Genomic DNA, 16748 nt, shown 5'->3' on the forward strand with positions numbered 1-16748 from the left:
AGGCTGTGCTAAGGCTTGGCCGTAACGTCAGGTCCTCCCATGATTCCCTCGTCTGAGCCTCCTTATCGCGAGGATGCGCCGGCTCGTTTTGTGCCGCGCATCGCCTTGCTCTTTTGCGCGCCCTTGATCGTAAACGGTTTCGCGATGCCGTTTTTTCCGATCTGGCTGCATACGCTGTCGCTGACGGATTTCGAGATTGGCATTATCCTTTCGGTGCCGATGTTCGTGCGCGTTTTCACGGCACCGCTTGCCGGAGCTTTGGCCGACCGGATCGGCGAGCGCTCGAAAGTGCTGATATGGTCTGCCGTTCTATCGCTGCTGACGGCGCTGGCGCTTTTCGTCTCCCACGCCTTCTGGTTCGTCCTGATCATCTATGCGCTGCAGGGGGCGGTTTATTCGCCCTATGTCCCGATCGTTGAGGCAATCGCGCTGACGGGTGTGCGCCGCTGGGGCTTTGACTATGCCCGCATGCGCGTCTGGGGCTCGATCGCCTTTATCGGCGCGACGATGCTGGGCGGCGAGATGATGGGCTGGTTTGGCGACGGCATGGTGATCCCGGCGATGGCCGGCGGTTTCGCGCTGATGGTCGCAACGACCTTCTTCGCGCCGAAGGTCGGGCGCCCGCGCCGGCCCTCGACATTGACGACGCTCACCGAAGCCCCGCCAAAGACGCTGCAGAAGCTCGACCTGCAATTGCTGCTGATCGGTGTGACGCTCGTCAACGGGAGCCATGCGATGCTTTTCGCGTTTTCGGCGATCTACTGGCAGAACATCGGTTTGAGCGGCACGCAGATTGGCCTTCTTTGGAGTGCCGGCGTGGCGGCGGAGGTCATCATGTTCGCCTGCGCCAAACCGATCATCCGCCGCATCAGCATCTGGACCATGATCTTTTCAGGTTGTGGCTTGGCCGTCGTGCGCTGGCTTCTGTTTCCGATGGATCTCGGCTTTGGCGGCTACTTCATGCTCCAGTGTTTTCACGCCTTCACCTATGCGATCATGCATACCGGCATGCAAAACAAACTGGTGGAGCGGGTTCCCGAAGAACTGGAGGCCTCCGCTCAAGGGCTCTATTTCTTCTATACCGGCATTTTCACCGCGATCTTCACATTTGCCTCGGGCTATCTTTACGCCTGGTACGGCGTCGATGGCTTCTATGCCATGTCGGCCGTCGCGTTTGTCGGATGCGCCGCTGCCTTCGCATCCTATGTGCTTCAGCCCCAGAGGCCTGTGGTTGGAGGATAGACGAGCGATCCGTCGTAATGCAGGCCGTGATGACGATCCTTCGCGAGCAGCAGGGGACCGTCGAGATCGACGAAATCCGCCCCTTGCGCGAGAAGAACGGCCGGTGCCATGCCCAGCGACGTTCCGACCATACAGCCGATCATCACCTGGAGGTCCAGGGCCTGCGCCGCGGCGCGCATCCGCAACCCTTCGGTCAAGCCGCCCGTCTTGTCCAGCTTGATGTTGACGGCATCATAACGATAGACGAGGGCCGCCAGGTCTTCGGTCTTGTGCACGCTTTCGTCGGCGCAGATTTTCACGGGACGGGCGATCGAGGCGAGCGCTGCGTCGTCATCGGAGGGAAGCGGTTGCTCGATCAGCGCGATACCGGCTTCCACGCAGACATCGAAATGCATTTCAAGTGTACGCGGGGTCCACCCCTCGTTCGCATCAAGGATGATGTCGCTGGCCGGGGCTGCGGCCCGCACCGCGCGAATGCGCGAGCGATCGTCCGGTGTGCCGACCTTGACCTTCAAGAGGGTGCGGTGCGACCAGATGGCCGCCTGGGCGGCCATCGCAGCGGGTTCCCCGAGTGAGATCGTATAGGCCGTCGTCAACGGCTTCGGAGGCTTTGCGCAGACCCGGCTGGCGACGGTTGCGCCACTCTTTTTCGCCTCAAGGTCCCAAAGGGCGCAATCCATGGCATTGCGGGCGGCACCGGCGGGCATGCGCCGGTTGAGTTCCTCACGCCCCATGCCGGCTTGAATGTCGGCCGATGCCGATTCGATCTGGGCGACAACGCTTTCGATGGTCTCGCCGTAGCGGGCATACGGCACGCATTCGCCAATGCCGCTCGCGCCATCCTCGGTGATGCGGCAAGTGACGACCGAGGCTTCGGTCTTGCTGCCGCGCGAGATGGTAAATGTTCCGGCGATGGGAAAATGTTCGACGGCAATTGAAACTTTGCGGCTCACCGTCATCTCCTGTGTCTTGCAGGGCAGCATCAATCGGTGACAGATCGACCCTGAGCAGCTATGAGTCGTTCACGTTTTATCAAATGCAGCCAGCGGCGGAAGACCAAACAGACGTGATGCAATCCAAACGGACGACAGATGCCGACGTGACGCTGGTCGAGGCGGCGGACGGTGGGCCTCGGCTCTATCGCTTCACCGGAGAATGGCGAAACGTTGCCGCGCCGGAGGCCGCACGACGGCTCGACGATATCGCGAGGGGTGAAAAGGCGGCCGGCGAGATCAATCTCGACGACGTCACGGCCATGGATACGGCCGGTGCGTGGCTGATCCGGCGGTTCATGGAAAAGATCGGCGGGGAGCAGGCCGGCGTCCGGCTTGCCGGCGATGCAAGGCGCTATATAGAACTTGTCGAGGCGATGCCCCCGACATTGCCGGAACCTGCGGAAGAAAAGCCGAAGCCTCCGTCTCTTGCGGATCGCATCTTTGCGCCGATCGGCAAGGTTATGGCCGCAACCTGGTCCGATACGGTCGCGGCGCTGTTTATCCTCGGCTCGGCGGTCCGTGGCGCGCAGATGAAACTCGGTCGCCATAGCGGCCTGTCGCCAGCGGCTATCGTCAACCAGATCGACAAGATGGGGGTGCAGGCGGTACCGATCATTACCCTGATGTCCTTCCTGATCGGTGCGATCATTGCCCAGCAGGGCGCCTTCCAGCTTAGATACTTTGGCGCCGAGCTGTTCGTGGTCGATCTCGTCGGTATCCTGCAGTTGCGTGAAATCGGCGTGCTTCTGACGGCCATCATGATTGCCGGCCGTTCCGGGAGCGCCATCACGGCCGAAATCGGCTCGATGAAGATGCGCGAGGAGATCGATGCGCTGAAGGTGATGGGCTTGAGCCCGATCGGCGTTCTGGTCTTCCCGCGTCTGGTTGCGCTCACGATTGCCCTGCCGCTTCTGACGATCATTGCCAATTTCGCGGCACTCACGGGCGCGGCGATCGTCGCCTGGAGTTATTCGGGCATCACGTTCGCAACCTTCCTTGCGCGCCTTCAGGAGGCGGTGGATTTTTCCTCCGTGCTCGCGGGCATGATCAAGGCGCCCTTCATGGCTTTGATCATCGGGGTCGTTGCCGCCGTGGAAGGCATGAAGGTGGGGGGCAGCGCCGAATCGCTGGGCTCCCATGTGACGCAATCGGTGGTGAAGGCGATTTTCGTGGTCATCATGGTCGATGGCCTCTTTGCCATGTTCTACGCGGCGATCGATTTCTGATGGACGGGGAACACCAAGAGATGCAGCCGCACCGCACCGAGACCGACACGACGCGCGGAGACAATCCCCCGGTTGAAACACCGGATGAACGGGAAATCATTCTTTCTGTGAAAGGGCTTACTGTCGCATTCGGTTCGAATGTGGTGCTGGATCATCTCGATCTCGATATCTATCGCGGCGAGATCCTGGGCTTTGTCGGGGCCTCCGGCGCCGGCAAGTCGGTGCTGATGCGCACGGTTCTGCGTCTTCTGCCGAAACAATCCGGCACTATAAGCATCCTTGGCTCGGAATATGACAAGGTGAGCGAAGAAGAGCGCATCATACTCGATACGCGCCTTGGCGTGCTGTTCCAGCACGGCGCGCTGTTTTCGTCCTTGACGGTGCGCGAAAATATCCAGGTGCCGATGCGGGAATATCTGAACTTGCCGCAGGAGATGATGGACGAACTGGCCCGGCTGAAGATCGATATGGTCGGGCTCGCGCCGGAGGCCGCGGACAGATATCCCTCGGAGCTTTCCGGCGGTATGATCAAGCGTGCGGCGCTGGCGCGGGCGCTGGCGCTCGATCCCGATCTCGTGTTTCTCGACGAGCCGACCTCGGGTCTCGACCCGATCGGTGCGGCGGAGTTTGACAATCTGATTGCCAAACTGCGCGACACCCTTGGTTTGACCGTGTATATGGTGACTCACGACCTCGACAGCCTTTTCTCGGTCTGCGACCGTATCGCGGTTCTGGGCCAGAAGAAGGTGCTTGTCGAAGGCACGATAGAAGACATGCTCGCCTGCGACGAAGAATGGGTGAAATCCTATTTCCGGGGCAAGCGAGCTCGCTCCATTGTTCGCGCGAAGGACAAGGATGCCTGAGTGCAGCGCCGCTTTTGGCGGAAAGTCGATTTGAAGCAGGGCCGCAGAGGGCCGCGAGGTAAGCGTCGGGAATGGAAACCAAAGCGAACTACACCATCGTCGGATTTTTTACCGTCATGGTCATCTTTGCCGCCTTCGGCTTCGTCTACTGGATGTCGCAGTATGGCCGCAGCGGCGAAATGGTGGAACTGGTCATCAGTATCCCCGGCTCGGCCAATGGTCTCAGCGTCGGCTCCCCGGTGCGCTTCAACGGCATTCCCGTCGGCTCGGTGCGCAACCTCGCGATCAACTCCAACGACCCGCGCTATTCCGTTGCGGTCACGCAGGTTTCCGTCGAAGCGCCGGTCCTGAAATCGACCAAAGCGATGCTTGAAATCCAGGGTCTGACCGGTGCGGCCTATATTGAACTCAGCGGCGGCAACAAGGGCGATGAAAATATCCTGAAGACCGCGCTCGAAAAAGGCACCAGCGCCCATATGGTCGCGGATCAATCGAGCGTGACGAGTCTTCTGGCGACCGCAGACAAGATTCTCGACCGCGCCAACAATGCGATTGGTGAAATCGAGGGTTTCGTGAAGGACGTGCGTGGCCCGCTCACCAGCACCATCAGCAACGCTGATCGCTTCTCCCAGTCGCTGGCCGAGAACGCCGACGGCATCGATCAGTTTCTGGAAAGCGTGAGCTCGCTTTCGACATCGCTGACAGCGGCCTCGCAGCGTCTGGATACGACTTTGGCATCGGCGGAAGAGATCGTGAAGGCTGTCGATCCCAAGAAGATCGATCACATCGTCACCAACGTCTCGAAAATGTCGGATGATCTCGCGGCCGCATCCGGTACCGTATCTGAGACCCTGGCTTCCGTACGCAATACGGTCGAGACCTATCAGCGCTTTGGCGAGACCGCCAACACGACGCTTGGCAAGGTGGACAATCTCATATCATCCGTCGATCCGCAGAAGATCGGCACGATCGTCAACGATGTGTCATCTGCAAGTGCCGACGCACGCAGGACGATCGCTTCGATTTCCGGTTTCGCCGATACGATCACGGCCCGGCAGAAGGATATCGACCAGACGATCACCGACGTCACCCAGATGGCCAACAAGCTCAATGCCGCCTCCAGCCGGGTTGATGGCATCCTCGTCAAGCTGGACGGCTTCCTCGGCGATGCCGACGCGCCATCGCTTTCAGCTGATGCACGGTCGACACTGGCCTCCTTCCGCGCCGTTGCGGACAATCTCAATGCCCAGATCGGCCCGATCGGCGATAACCTGAAGCGGTTCTCCGGGTCGGGCCTGCGCGATATCGAGGCTCTGGTCAGCGAGACACGGCGTACGGTGCAGTCGCTCGACAATACCATCACAACCTTTGACAAGGACCCGCAGCGGCTGATTTTCGGTGGCGAGACGGTGAAGCAGTACAACGGTCGCAATCGCCGCTGATCTTGATGCAGAGCCTGATAGTTTTAAACGAGGTTTGTGGATGCGATTCGTGTCGTCTCTGCACGTCTGTCTGCCAAAACGCGCATTTGGATGATACTTGCGCGTGTTTTGAGCTTGTCACGGCAATATCAGCCTCTAAGTTGCCAGAGATTGGCGAAGGATTCGGTCTGCATGGCGTTTTCGAGTGAGTGGGGCGGCCGCGAGGCGGGATGGGCGGCTAAGGCCGCCGTCATTATGCTTTCTGTCATGCTCGCTGGTTGCGGCAGCAAGGCGAACAACGACACATACGGTCTTTCCGCGTCGCCGATTGTCGAAGGGCCCGCCTCGACCAACCGCCAGATCCTGGTGCCTGAGCCCACAGCGCTCAAGGCGCTCGACAGCGATCAGGTCGTCGTTCGTCTTTCCGGATCCGAAATCCAGTATCTTGCGAAATCGCAGTGGAGCGACCGTCTTCCGAAGATGGTGCAGGCAAAGCTTGTGCAGACCTTCGAGAATACCGGCAAGGTCGGCGGCGTTGGCAAGCCGGGCGAGGGCCTGGCAATCGACTTTCAGGTCATCACCGACATCCGTTCATTTGAAGTATCGACCGAAGGCGCCGACACAGGTGTGGTCGAAATTTTCGCCAAGATCGTGAACGACCGCACCGGCGACGTTGTCGCACAAAAGGTATTCCGGGCCACAGCCCCGGCGCGTGGCGGCAGCAACCCGGCTTTCATCGATGCTCTGAACGCGGCGTTCGAACAGGTTTCCGCCGATATCGTTAGCTGGACATTGACGTCGATCTGACATCGGTCGCAGTGATGCGATTGATGACGTCCGATACTCCGGCGACACTGGCTGCCGCCTCTTCAGCCTTTTGGACTTCTTCCGCGGTCTGGACGAAACCGGCGAGCAGGATCGTGCTGCCGTTGGCGACAACTGTGATTTCGCTCGCATCAAGCCCCGCGACGGCTGCGACATAGTTCGCAACGCGGGTTTCGAGGTCGTGGTGATCGCCCGGTGACATATCCTCGGGTTCGTGCCCGTGGAAGGTTCTTTCCTTGAAAACCATCGCTGTATCTCCCTGATGCTCGATAGTCCAACAACGCGGTCTTTGGATTTTAGTTCGACCCTGTTCCATTCGAAACAGCGCAAATAAGAGGGCTATGAGATTGTAAGGTCACTGGATGAGAGGAGCTCATCAGAACCAACAGAGGAGAAACCGAAATGCGCAAGATCATCATTTCCGCCGCTGCCATTGCTCTCGCAACCATCTCGTTCGCAGCCCCTTCGCAGGCCGGCGGCTTCAGCATCGGCTTCGGCGGCTACGGCCACCACGGTCACCACCATGGCGGCAACTTCTCGATCGGCTTCTACGACAACGGCTACCATGGCGGGCACTACTATTACGAGCCCACCTGCTTCATCAAGAAAGTCAAGAAATACGACAAGTGGGGCAACCTGAAGATCAAGAAGATCAAGATCTGCGAATAACGCTCCCAGCATTCCGTCAAAAAATCCGGCTGCGAAACAGCCGGATTTTTGTCTTTCAGAAACCGCGATCCTGCTTCACGGCCAACGGACCATTGGAGGAAGCGATGACAGGATCGATTCGACGTTGCCGCCCGTCTTGAGACCGAAGATCGTGCCGCGATCATAGAGCAGGTTAAACTCGACATAGCGGCCACGGCGAACCAACTGCTCCTCGCGGTCGGCTTCCGTCCATGGCGTGTTGAAGTTGTTACGCACGAGTTTCGGATAGATCAGGTTGAAGGCTTTCCCGACATCCTGGACGAAGGCGAAATCCGCATCCCAGCCGCCCTTTTCCTCTTCCGAATGCAGCCAATCGAAGAAGATGCCGCCAATGCCGCGGGCTTCGTTGCGGTGCTTCAGGAAGAAGTATTCGTCGCACCAGTCCTTGTAGCGCGGGTAGTCCGCAATGGCATGGCGACGGCAGGTGATTTCCATGCCGCGATGGAAGAGCATGGTGTCCGGGTCGGTCTGGACGCGTCGCCGGTCGAGTACCGGAGTCAGATCGGCGCCACCGCCGAACCAGTTGCTTGTCGTCACCACCATGCGGGTGTTCATGTGCACGGCCGGCACATTGGGATTGACCGGGTGGGCGATCAGCGAAATGCCCGACGCCCAGAATGTCGGATCTTCGGACGCGCCTGGAATCTGCTGTCGAAACTCCGGCGAGAATTCGCCGTGAACGGTAGAGGTATGGACGCCGACTTTCTCGAAGACGCGGCCTTCCATCATAGACATGCGTCCGCCGCCGCCTTCGCCACCCTCGCGCTGCCAGTCCTTGGCCGTAAAGCGGCCGGGTGCCCGGTCCGAAAGCGGCCCGGTCAGTTCGTCCTCGATCGCCTCGAAGCTCGCGCAAATCGCGTCGCGCAGTGTCTCGAACCATGCTTTGGCGCGCAGCTTCTTGTCTTCGATGTCGGCTGGGAGGCCTTTTGGCAGGTCCGGTCTTTCCATGAAATCTGTCCTTGTGGCGTTGGTCGCTACGGAGACCGTGCGCATTTTCCGCAGGGTTTATCGATTTGCGAGATAGACGCGCGGCACCTGGCACAGATGCCATTCGGATCGCTGATTCTACGGACTCGCAAAAGATGAAATGCATGCTTATCTTTCAATGGTGCACACATAGCGAAAGATGGGCGTATGGCAAGACGACCTGCAGCACCTCCGCTTGATGGCCTGAAACGGCAGATCGCCCGCCATAGGCAGGATACCAGCCGCAATGAAGGCGGCTATTTCGTTCGTGAAACTTTCCGGCTCGATCGCGAGCAGGCGCGCATGAAGGCGCGGGAATGGTTCGATACTTGGCCGAAGGCTGCCTACTGGACCGAGGTGGAAAGCTGGCGGACGCTCGAAGGCAACGAGATCGAGTTTACCATGCGGCGTCTGCCGAGCGCCGACTAATCATCCTCGACGAGATGTGCACCCGGTCCCTTGGACGAGAGTGCGTCATGCGGGTTCCTCAGCGGACAATCATACATGGAAAGGCAGCCGCAGCCGATGCAGCCGGTGAGCTGGTCGCGAAGCGCCGTGAGTTTTTCGATTCGCTGCGTAAGATTTACCCGCCAGTTCTCGGACAGTCGCTGCCAATCGGAAGCCAGCAATTGACGGTCATGGGGTAGGGTAGCGAGTGCCTCTTCAATTTCGGAGAGTGGAATGCCCGTCTTCTGCGCAATCCGGATCACGGCGATGCGCCTGAGTACGCTGCGCGGATAGCGCCTTTGATTTCCGGTGGTGCGGTGGCTGCTGATCAATCCCTTGGCTTCGTAGAAATGCAGCGTGGAAACGGCAACGCCGCTTCGCCTGGCGACCTCGCCGACGCTCAGCCCAAGGCTCAGACCGGATGTGCTGGTGAACCCAGAATTCATCGCTTGACCTCAACTTTACTTGAGGTTTTATAACGCAGGCTCCGATGTTTTCAAACAGGAGCCTTTTCATTCTGATGTCCGAGAAGTCGAGTATCGCCGTCGTTGACGGCAGCGCCCGTGCGGGTGAGGGTTCAGAGGCTGATCTGGCGCAGCGCCTCGCCGGTGATCATCGCGACCGACATGGCGACATTCAGCGATCGCTGGCCCTCGACCATGGGGATGAGAACCCGGTGGTCGGCTGCGTCGTGAACATGTTCCGGCACGCCGGCGCTTTCGCGGCCGAAAAGCAGGATGTCGTTCGGCTGGTAGGCGAGGGTGGTATAGGGTACGGCCGCTTTTGTACTGGCGAGAACGAGGCGGCGGCCTTCGGATTTCCGCCAGTCTTCGAAGCGTTCCCAATTGACGTGACGTGTAAGGGTAACGGACGCAATGTAGTCCATGCCAGCGCGCTTGAGGTTGCGGTCGGAGAGATCGAAGCCGGCCGGCTCGATGATATCGACCGTCAGTCCGAGACAGGCTGCGAGCCTGAGGATGGTTCCGGTATTGCCCGGAATATCCGGCTGGTAAAGCGCGATACGAAGGCCGTTGCTGGACATAAGCAGGTCTCATCACCAAATTTCATGGCACTCATCGTCGCGCCTAATCAATCTGTGCCGATTTGGCAACAGCGATCGGCCGCGGGCGCAGCCCGCTTAAAAATCCGGCAGAGACGATCTGGCGAAAGACGCGAAACACCGCTAACAAGGGACATCTTCAACGCGAACCAAAGGAGGCCGGAATGAATAGCTTTATGATCGCCCGCCTCTGGGCCCATGTCCTTTCGGACTGATCGGTTTCGCGCCCTATCCTTACGTTAGTTTTGCGCAGAAACCGCCGATTCGGATGAACCGGCTGCTGCTTTGACGTTTGCTCGCCCTTCTTCCGGTCCCTGCTGCTTTCGAAAGCGGAACTTCCGCCTTCGCCACGGGAGCACCGCGCGCCGCAATGGCCGCGCATTCTTGCTCCGCCATTTTTGAGATGTGCGCGGTGTTTTTCGACATCGCGCGGTAGAGGAGCCTCGTCATGTTCGGCTGGTTTGAATCCCGCCTCGATCCCTATCCGGCGCCGGAGCCGGTGGCACCGCCTTCGGGGCTTTTTGCCTTCTGCTGGCACTACACGAAGCCGGCGGCGCCATGGCTTGCCGTCATGTCGCTCTGCTCGGCGCTGATCGCGATCGGGGAGGTGGCGCTGTTCCAGTTCCTCGGCAGTCTCGTCGATTGGCTGGCAACGGCCGATCGCGCGACATTTCTCGAGACGGAAGGTACACGGCTGTTCTGGATGGGGGCGATCGTGCTGGTCGGCCTTCCCGGTGCGGTGGCGATCGGCTCGATGGTCATGCATCAGGTGCTGCTCGGCAATTATCCGATGATCGCCCGCTGGCTGATGCACCGCTATCTGCTGCGTCAGGGCATGACTTTCTTCGCCAACGAGTTTGCCGGCCGCGTCGCGACCAAGGTGATGCAGACCTCGCTTGCCGTTCGCGAAACGGTGATGAAGATTCTCGATGTCTTCGTCTATGTCGTCAGCTATTTCATCTCGATGCTGGTCGTCGTGGCGGCGGCCGACTGGCGGCTGCTGGCGCCGCTCATCGTCTGGCTGGTGCTCTATATCTGCATCGTCGCCTATTTCGTTCCGCGTCTGCGCAAGATCTCCAAGGATCAGGCGGATGCGCGCTCGATGATGACCGGCCGCGTGGTCGACAGCTACACCAACATCGCAACGGTGAAGCTGTTCTCCCATGCCGGGCGCGAGGAGGCCTATGCCAAGGACAGCATGGACGGTTTCCTGCAGACCGTGCATCGCCAAATGCGCAAGGTCACGCTGTTCCATGTGCTGGTCTACACGAACAACTGCATCGCGCTGTTTTCGATTGCCAGCCTCGGCATTCATCTCTGGTTGACGAGCGCCATATCGATCGGTTCGATCGCGATTGCCGTGTCGCTCGCCATGCGCATCAACGGCATGTCGCAGTGGGTGATGTGGGAAGTCTCGGCCTTGTTCGAAAATATCGGCACGGTCTATGACGGCATGGGCATGCTGACCAAGGCCCATGACATCACCGACAAGCCGGATGCCGGACGGTTGGACGCAGACAAGGGCGAGATCCGCTTCGAAAACATCCGTTTCCATTACGGCAAGAACAAGGGTGTGATTGACAACCTGAGCCTCGACATCAAGCCGGGTGAGAAGATCGGCCTTGTCGGACGTTCGGGTGCCGGCAAGACGACGCTGATGAACCTGCTTCTGCGCTTCTATGATCTGGAAGGCGGTCGCATCCTGATCGACGGACAGGATATCTCCGATGTGACGCAGGACAGCCTGCGCAGCCAGATCGGCGTGGTAACGCAGGATACCTCGCTGCTGCATCGTTCGATCCGCGACAACATCGGCTATGGTCGCCCCGACGCGACGGATGAGGAGATCATCGCTGCCGCCAAGCGCGCCAACGCCTGGGAGTTCATCCAGCTTCTGGAGGACAATCAGGGCCGCAGGGCGCTTGATGCCCAGGTTGGCGAGCGAGGCGTGAAACTCTCCGGTGGCCAGCGGCAGCGGATCGCGATCGCGCGTGTGTTTCTGAAGGACGCGCCGATCCTGATCCTCGACGAGGCGACCTCGGCGCTCGATTCGGAAGTCGAAACGGCAATCCAGGAAAACCTCTTCGACCTGATGGCCGGAAAGACGGTGATCGCGATTGCCCACCGCCTGTCGACGCTGACGGAGATGGACCGGCTGGTCATTCTCGACAGCGGCCGCATCGTCGAGACGGGAAACCATGCGGAGCTCGTTTCTCACAAGGGCCTCTATGCCGACCTCTGGTCGCGCCAGTCCGGCGGTTTCCTGGCCGATGACGATCAGCATGAGAAGGAAGAGGCGGCCGAATAGGTTGCCTCTCTTCGCCCGGAGATCATGCGATGCAAGCGATCCGTTTCGAATTTGACGTCTTGATCGGTGGCGAGCGCAGCGCCGCATCAGACGCCTTTGCGGCCGTCAACCCCGGCTGGAAATGCGGCTGGGGCAAGAATGGCGGCTTTCTTGCGGAACCGCCGCAACTTGATGACGCTGCGGATGCCGCGACCTTTGCCAGTCGCCATATCGAGGCCTATGCCGTCCAGCTTTCGACGATGCGCGGCTTCGGCCACGGCCATCGCATTCGCATCGCAGCCTATGTCGACCTTGATGCGGATGACGATGTCAGTTTCGGGCTTAAACCGTCGACAATGTCGCTGGCCGCGGCACTCGGCTATGAGATCGATTTTTGCTTGTACCAGATGGCAGGGGGATGAAATTTCGTTCGCTCACCGGCTGGGTAGCCATCCGGAGAAATGACTGAAACTTAATTTGCCTGTTTCCGGAAACAGCCTATATCGGTTGCATGATCCTGCGCCCGCTCTTTTCCTTCTTCGAAAACTGGATTCGGCCTTTCGAGCCGAAGGAAAATCTGCAGCCGCCTGAAAAGCTTGTATCGTTCATATGGTTCTACATCAGGCAGGCGAAGGCCCCGTTCTTCGCGATGCTGGTGCTGGGCGGGCTTTCAGCGGCGATTGAGGCGGCGCTGTTCTGGTTCGTGGGCCGCATCGTCGATATTCTCGGCACCCTCCAGCCGTCCGATGGCTGGAGCGGCCTTATGGCGGATCATGGTGCCGAGCTTTTCGGGATGCTGGTGCTGATCGGCGTCGTGCGCTTCGTGGTGGCTCTCTTGATGGCGCTGGTCGATCAGCAGATCATCACGCCCGGTTTCTACAATCTGGTGCGCTGGCAGTCCTATGTGCATGTCGCGCGACAATCGGTGTCCTTCTTCCAGAACGATTTTTCCGGAAGGCTTGTGACCAAGGTCTGGTCGGGCGGACAGGCCGCGGGCGATGTGGTGACATCGCTTATGGAGAGCGTCTGGTTCGTCGGCATCTACGCCGTGACGACGCTTGTACTTGTCGGCCAGCTTGACTGGGCGCTCGCCGTTGTCGTTCTGCTGTGGCTCATCGCATTCTCGGTGCTGGCGCGCTTCTTCGTTCCGCGTATCCGCCGCCATTCGCGCGAGACGGCGGAAGCGGCCTCGATGCTGAACGGTCGCATCGTCGATGCCTACAGCAACATCCAGACCCTGAAGCTTTTTGGTCGTGATGACGATAACGACCGCTATATGCGGCGCGGTTTCGAGATTTATCAGGACAGCCTGCTGCGTTTCACCCGCTTCATAACCGGCGTCAGAGCCTCGATGGCGCTACTGTCGGGCATCATGATCGTCAGCATGACGGCGCTGAGCGTTCATCTCTGGTTGATGGGTTCGGTCAGCGCCGGTGCCGTCGCCTTTACGCTGGCGCTGGTGCTGCGCCTGAACTTCCTGCTCAGCCGCATGATGGTCCAGTTCAACGGCATCATGCGCAATATCGGCACGGTGCAGAACGCCGCCGAGACCATTTCGAAGCCGATCGCGCTGGTGGACAAGGCCGGTGCAGCCCAGCTCACCGTTGCCAATCCCGGTGTGAGCTTTGAAAACGTCTCGTTTCATTATGGTCGCGCGCAAGCGGTCATCGACAATCTCACGCTGAAGATCAGGCCTGGAGAGAAGGTTGGGCTTGTTGGGCGCTCCGGTGCGGGCAAGACGACTTTGATCAACCTGCTCCTGCGCTTTTACGACGTGCAGGCGGGCAGGATTGTCATCGACGGACAAGATATTGCTGCCGTCACGCAGGAATCGCTGCGGGCTCATATCGGCGTGGTCAGCCAGGACACCTCGCTGCTGCATCGATCCATACGCGACAACATCCTGTTCGGCCGGCCGGATGCCGACGAGCGCCAGCTTGTTGACGCGGCAAAGCGTTCGGAAGCCCTGGATTTCATCAACCGGCTGGAAGACCTTCATGGTCGCAAGGGTTTTGACGCCCATGTCGGTGAGCGTGGGGTCAAGCTTTCGGGCGGTCAGCGCCAGCGCATCGCCATCGCCCGCGTCATGCTCAAGGATGCTCCTATCCTCGTCCTGGACGAAGCGACCTCCGCGCTCGACTCGGAGGTCGAAGCCGCCATTCAGTCCAATCTCGAAAATCTGATGTACGGCAAGACCGTACTTGCCATCGCCCACCGTCTTTCCACCATCGCAGCCCTGGACCGGCTCGTGGTGATGGAGGAGGGCAGGATCGTCGAGGATGGCACGCATCACGATCTTATCGCCCGCGGCGGGCTCTACGCCGATCTCTGGGCGCGACAGTCCGGCGGCTTTTTGGCGCAGGAGGCGGCGGCTGAGTAGGGCGCCTACCCCTACAGTGCCGTCTCGTTGACGTACCGGCAATCGATCGGCCGCGCCTATTCCGATTCTTTTTTCACGATCCGGAAAGCCTGCGAGCGACAGCGTCAGTGTTGCGCATTTCACGCGGAAAAGCAGTTTGTAAACATCGGCTTCTGTTTTACCGCGACATTGTGGCCCACCTCTCCGGCTCAAGGCTGGACATGGCTTGCGATCAAGCTTAGAACGCGGCGGATTGCCGGGGAATCTGCGTCTTTTTCAGGGCGCCGGATTTTGCCCGGCGGAGGAGCATGGGGAGGGACGGATGAAAGTTTTGCCCGATTCGCGCTCCGACTTATTGATTTGGCGCTGTTCTTTCGCTCAACTGCACATGAGGGCGCGGATCAACGCTGGGGACAGTGCGGTTTCCGCATAGATTGCGTGAGAGGATGGTTTAGCCGTGAGCGAACACGAGACAACAACCGAAACCATGGGCGAGCCCACACGCCGCGACTTCCTGTACCTGACCACGGGTATGGCCGGTGTCGTGGGCGCGGCTGCGGTCGCCTGGCCGTTTATCGACCAGATGCGACCGGACGCTTCGACGCTGGCGCTGGCCACGATCGAGGTCGACGTATCGAGCCTGCAGCCCGGCATGTCGCTGACGGCCAAATGGCGCGGCAAGCCCGTGTTCATCCGCAATCGTACCGACAAGGAAGTCGAGGAAGCCAAGGCGGTGGCTCTCGCGGACCTCAAGGACCCGGTTGCCCGCAACGCCAACCTGCCGGCCGACGCCGAAGCGACCGACCTTGACCGCTCTGCCGGCAAGGACAAGGAAAACTGGATCGTGATGATCGGCTCCTGCACCCATCTGGGTTGCGTTCCGCTCGGCCAGGCTGGCGATTTCGGCGGCTGGTTCTGTCCCTGTCATGGGTCCCACTACGATACGGCCGGCCGTATTCGTAAGGGACCTGCACCGACAAACCTCGCCGTTCCGACCTTTGCGTTCACTTCCGACACAGTCATCAAGATCGGTTGAGGGGAATACTGATTATGAGTGGTGATCATTCAACCTATATGCCGACAACCGGAATCGAGAAGTGGGTCGATTCCCGTCTGCCGCTGCCACGGCTTATCCATGACAGCTTCATTTCTTATCCGGTTCCTCGGAATCTGAACTACGCCTATACCTTCGGCGCCATGCTGTCGGTGATGCTGATCGTTCAGATCCTGACCGGCGTCGTGCTGGCCATGCACTATGCCGCCGAAACGACCGTCGCCTTCAACTCGGTCGAAAAGATCGTGCGTGACGTCAACCATGGCTGGCTCCTGCGCTACATGCACGCCAACGGCGCGTCGTTCTTCTTCATCGCCGTCTACCTGCACATCGCTCGCGGCCTCTACTACGGCTCCTACAAGGCACCGCGCGAAATCCTCTGGATCCTCGGCGTCGTCATTTACCTTCTGATGATGGCGACCGGCTTCATGGGCTACGTGTTGCCCTGGGGTCAGATGTCCTTCTGGGGCGCGACCGTTATCACCGGCTTCTTCACGGCTTTCCCCTTGGTGGGCGAGTGGATCCAGCAGTTCCTGCTCGGTGGTTTCGCCGTCGATAACCCGACGCTCAACCGCTTCTTTGCGCTTCACTACCTCTTGCCCTTCATGATCGCGGGCGTTGTCGTCCTGCACATTTGGGCGCTGCACGTCACCGGCCAGACCAACCCGACCGGCGTCGAAGTGAAGACCAAGACCGACACCGTGCCCTTCACGCCCTATGCGACGCTGAAGGATGCTCTTGGCGTCTCCGTCTTCCTGCTCGTCTATGCATGGTTCGTGTTCTACATGCCGAACTTCCTCGGCCACCCGGACAACTACATCCCGGCCGACGCGCTGAAGACGCCCGCGCACATCGTTCCGGAATGGTACTACCTGCCGTTCTACGCGATGCTGCGTGCCATCACCTTCAATGTCGGCCCGATCGATTCGAAGCTCGGCGGCGTTCTGGTCATGTTCGGCGCGATCATCGTTCTGTTCTTCCTGCCGTGGCTCGACACGTCCAAGGTCCGCTCGGCTGTCTACCGCCCCTGGTACAAGATGTTCTTCTGGCTGTTCGTCGCGAATGCCATTCTCTTGGGTTGGCTGGGTTCGCGTCCGGCTGAAGGCCTCTATGTCGTCATGTCCCAGCTCGGTACGCTCTACTACTTCGGCTTCTTCCTGGTGATCATGCCGGTCCTAGGCCTCATCGAGACGCCGAAGCGCATCCCCAACTCCATCACCGAGGCGGTGCTGGAAAAGCAGGCTGCGAAGAAAAAGCCTGTGGCTGCGTGATGTCGAGAGCGAAGATTAAGGAAC

Annotated in this window: 17 protein-coding genes; 12 read left to right on the forward strand and 5 right to left on the reverse strand. The window is 59.7% G+C overall.

Annotated elements, in window-relative coordinates; genetic code table 11:
- The first annotated feature begins 39 nt into the window (after positions 1-39).
- Entirely contained in the window at positions 40-1242 is a 1203-nt protein-coding gene (locus tag BLX89_RS01750; protein WP_075288920.1) for an MFS transporter, read from the forward strand.
- Here the strand turns inward: BLX89_RS01750 and dgcA are convergent.
- A complete protein-coding gene (gene dgcA / locus BLX89_RS01755; RefSeq protein ID WP_075289228.1) occupies positions 1212-2195 on the reverse strand; it encodes an N-acetyl-D-Glu racemase DgcA in 984 nt (327 codons plus the stop codon). The genes BLX89_RS01750 and dgcA overlap by 31 nt on opposite strands.
- 113 nt (positions 2196-2308) lie before the next feature.
- Here dgcA and BLX89_RS01760 point away from each other — a divergent pair, with 113 nt between their 5' ends.
- The 4 genes from BLX89_RS01760 (at position 2309) to BLX89_RS01775 (ending at position 6554) form a co-directional block, all read left to right on the forward strand.
- Complete coding sequence (locus tag BLX89_RS01760; RefSeq protein WP_245292739.1) at positions 2309-3463, forward strand: MlaE family ABC transporter permease; 1155 nt, start codon at positions 2309-2311, stop codon at positions 3461-3463.
- Between the two features lie 20 nt (positions 3464-3483).
- Positions 3484-4326 (forward strand): ABC transporter ATP-binding protein, encoded by an 843-nt coding sequence (locus tag BLX89_RS01765; protein ID WP_083637296.1) that lies wholly within the window; start codon positions 3484-3486, stop codon positions 4324-4326.
- Positions 4327-4397: 71 nt separating this feature from the next.
- Positions 4398-5768, forward strand: coding sequence for an MlaD family protein (locus BLX89_RS01770; RefSeq protein ID WP_075288922.1), 1371 nt, complete (start codon positions 4398-4400; stop codon positions 5766-5768).
- Positions 5769-5939: 171 nt separating this feature from the next.
- Positions 5940-6554, forward strand: coding sequence for an ABC-type transport auxiliary lipoprotein family protein (locus BLX89_RS01775; RefSeq protein ID WP_075288923.1), 615 nt, complete (start codon positions 5940-5942; stop codon positions 6552-6554).
- Here the strand turns inward: BLX89_RS01775 and BLX89_RS01780 are convergent.
- A complete protein-coding gene (locus tag BLX89_RS01780; protein ID WP_075288924.1) occupies positions 6529-6819 on the reverse strand; it encodes a BON domain-containing protein in 291 nt (96 codons plus the stop codon). The genes BLX89_RS01775 and BLX89_RS01780 overlap by 26 nt on opposite strands.
- Positions 6820-6974: 155 nt before the next feature.
- Between BLX89_RS01780 and BLX89_RS01785 the strand changes: the two genes are divergently transcribed.
- A complete protein-coding gene (locus BLX89_RS01785; RefSeq protein WP_075288925.1) occupies positions 6975-7241 on the forward strand; it encodes a hypothetical protein in 267 nt (88 codons plus the stop codon).
- Positions 7242-7316: 75 nt separating this feature from the next.
- Here the strand turns inward: BLX89_RS01785 and hemF are convergent, their stop codons facing one another.
- Positions 7317-8228: an oxygen-dependent coproporphyrinogen oxidase gene (hemF, locus tag BLX89_RS01790; RefSeq protein ID WP_075289230.1), complete on the reverse strand. Its 912-nt coding sequence runs from the start codon at positions 8226-8228 to the stop codon at positions 7317-7319.
- Between the two features lie 186 nt (positions 8229-8414).
- On the opposite strand from hemF, the gene BLX89_RS01795 reads away from it, so the two are divergent.
- Complete coding sequence (locus BLX89_RS01795; protein ID WP_075288926.1) at positions 8415-8675, forward strand: hypothetical protein; 261 nt, start codon at positions 8415-8417, stop codon at positions 8673-8675.
- On the opposite strand, the gene soxR is transcribed toward BLX89_RS01795, so the two are convergent.
- Both soxR and BLX89_RS01805 read right to left on the reverse strand, forming a co-directional pair.
- Positions 8672-9139, reverse strand: coding sequence for a redox-sensitive transcriptional activator SoxR (soxR, locus tag BLX89_RS01800; protein ID WP_075288927.1), 468 nt, complete (start codon positions 9137-9139; stop codon positions 8672-8674). The two genes, BLX89_RS01795 and soxR, sit on opposite strands and share 4 nt — an antisense overlap.
- Before the next feature lie 131 nt (positions 9140-9270).
- Positions 9271-9735: a tRNA (cytidine(34)-2'-O)-methyltransferase gene (locus BLX89_RS01805; protein WP_075288928.1), complete on the reverse strand. Its 465-nt coding sequence runs from the start codon at positions 9733-9735 to the stop codon at positions 9271-9273.
- A 466-nt stretch (positions 9736-10201) separates the two neighbouring features.
- Between BLX89_RS01805 and BLX89_RS01815 the strand changes: the two genes are divergently transcribed.
- The 5 genes from BLX89_RS01815 (at position 10202) to BLX89_RS01835 (ending at position 16724) form a co-directional block, all read left to right on the forward strand.
- A complete protein-coding gene (locus BLX89_RS01815) occupies positions 10202-12061 on the forward strand; it encodes an ABC transporter ATP-binding protein (protein WP_075288930.1) in 1860 nt (619 codons plus the stop codon).
- A 29-nt stretch (positions 12062-12090) separates the two neighbouring features.
- A complete protein-coding gene (locus BLX89_RS01820) occupies positions 12091-12462 on the forward strand; it encodes a hypothetical protein (RefSeq protein ID WP_075288931.1) in 372 nt (123 codons plus the stop codon).
- Positions 12463-12551: 89 nt separating this feature from the next.
- Positions 12552-14420: an ABC transporter ATP-binding protein gene (locus tag BLX89_RS01825; RefSeq protein WP_075288932.1), complete on the forward strand. Its 1869-nt coding sequence runs from the start codon at positions 12552-12554 to the stop codon at positions 14418-14420.
- A 436-nt stretch (positions 14421-14856) separates the two neighbouring features.
- Entirely contained in the window at positions 14857-15435 is a 579-nt protein-coding gene (gene petA, locus BLX89_RS01830) for a ubiquinol-cytochrome c reductase iron-sulfur subunit (RefSeq protein ID WP_075288933.1), read from the forward strand.
- Positions 15436-15449: 14 nt separating this feature from the next.
- Entirely contained in the window at positions 15450-16724 is a 1275-nt protein-coding gene (locus tag BLX89_RS01835; RefSeq protein ID WP_075288934.1) for a cytochrome b, read from the forward strand.
- The last annotated feature ends 24 nt before the right edge of the window (positions 16725-16748 follow it).

This window comes from Pararhizobium arenae (assembly GCF_001931685.1).
In the GTDB taxonomy this organism is placed as follows: domain Bacteria; phylum Pseudomonadota; class Alphaproteobacteria; order Rhizobiales; family Rhizobiaceae; genus Pararhizobium; species Pararhizobium arenae.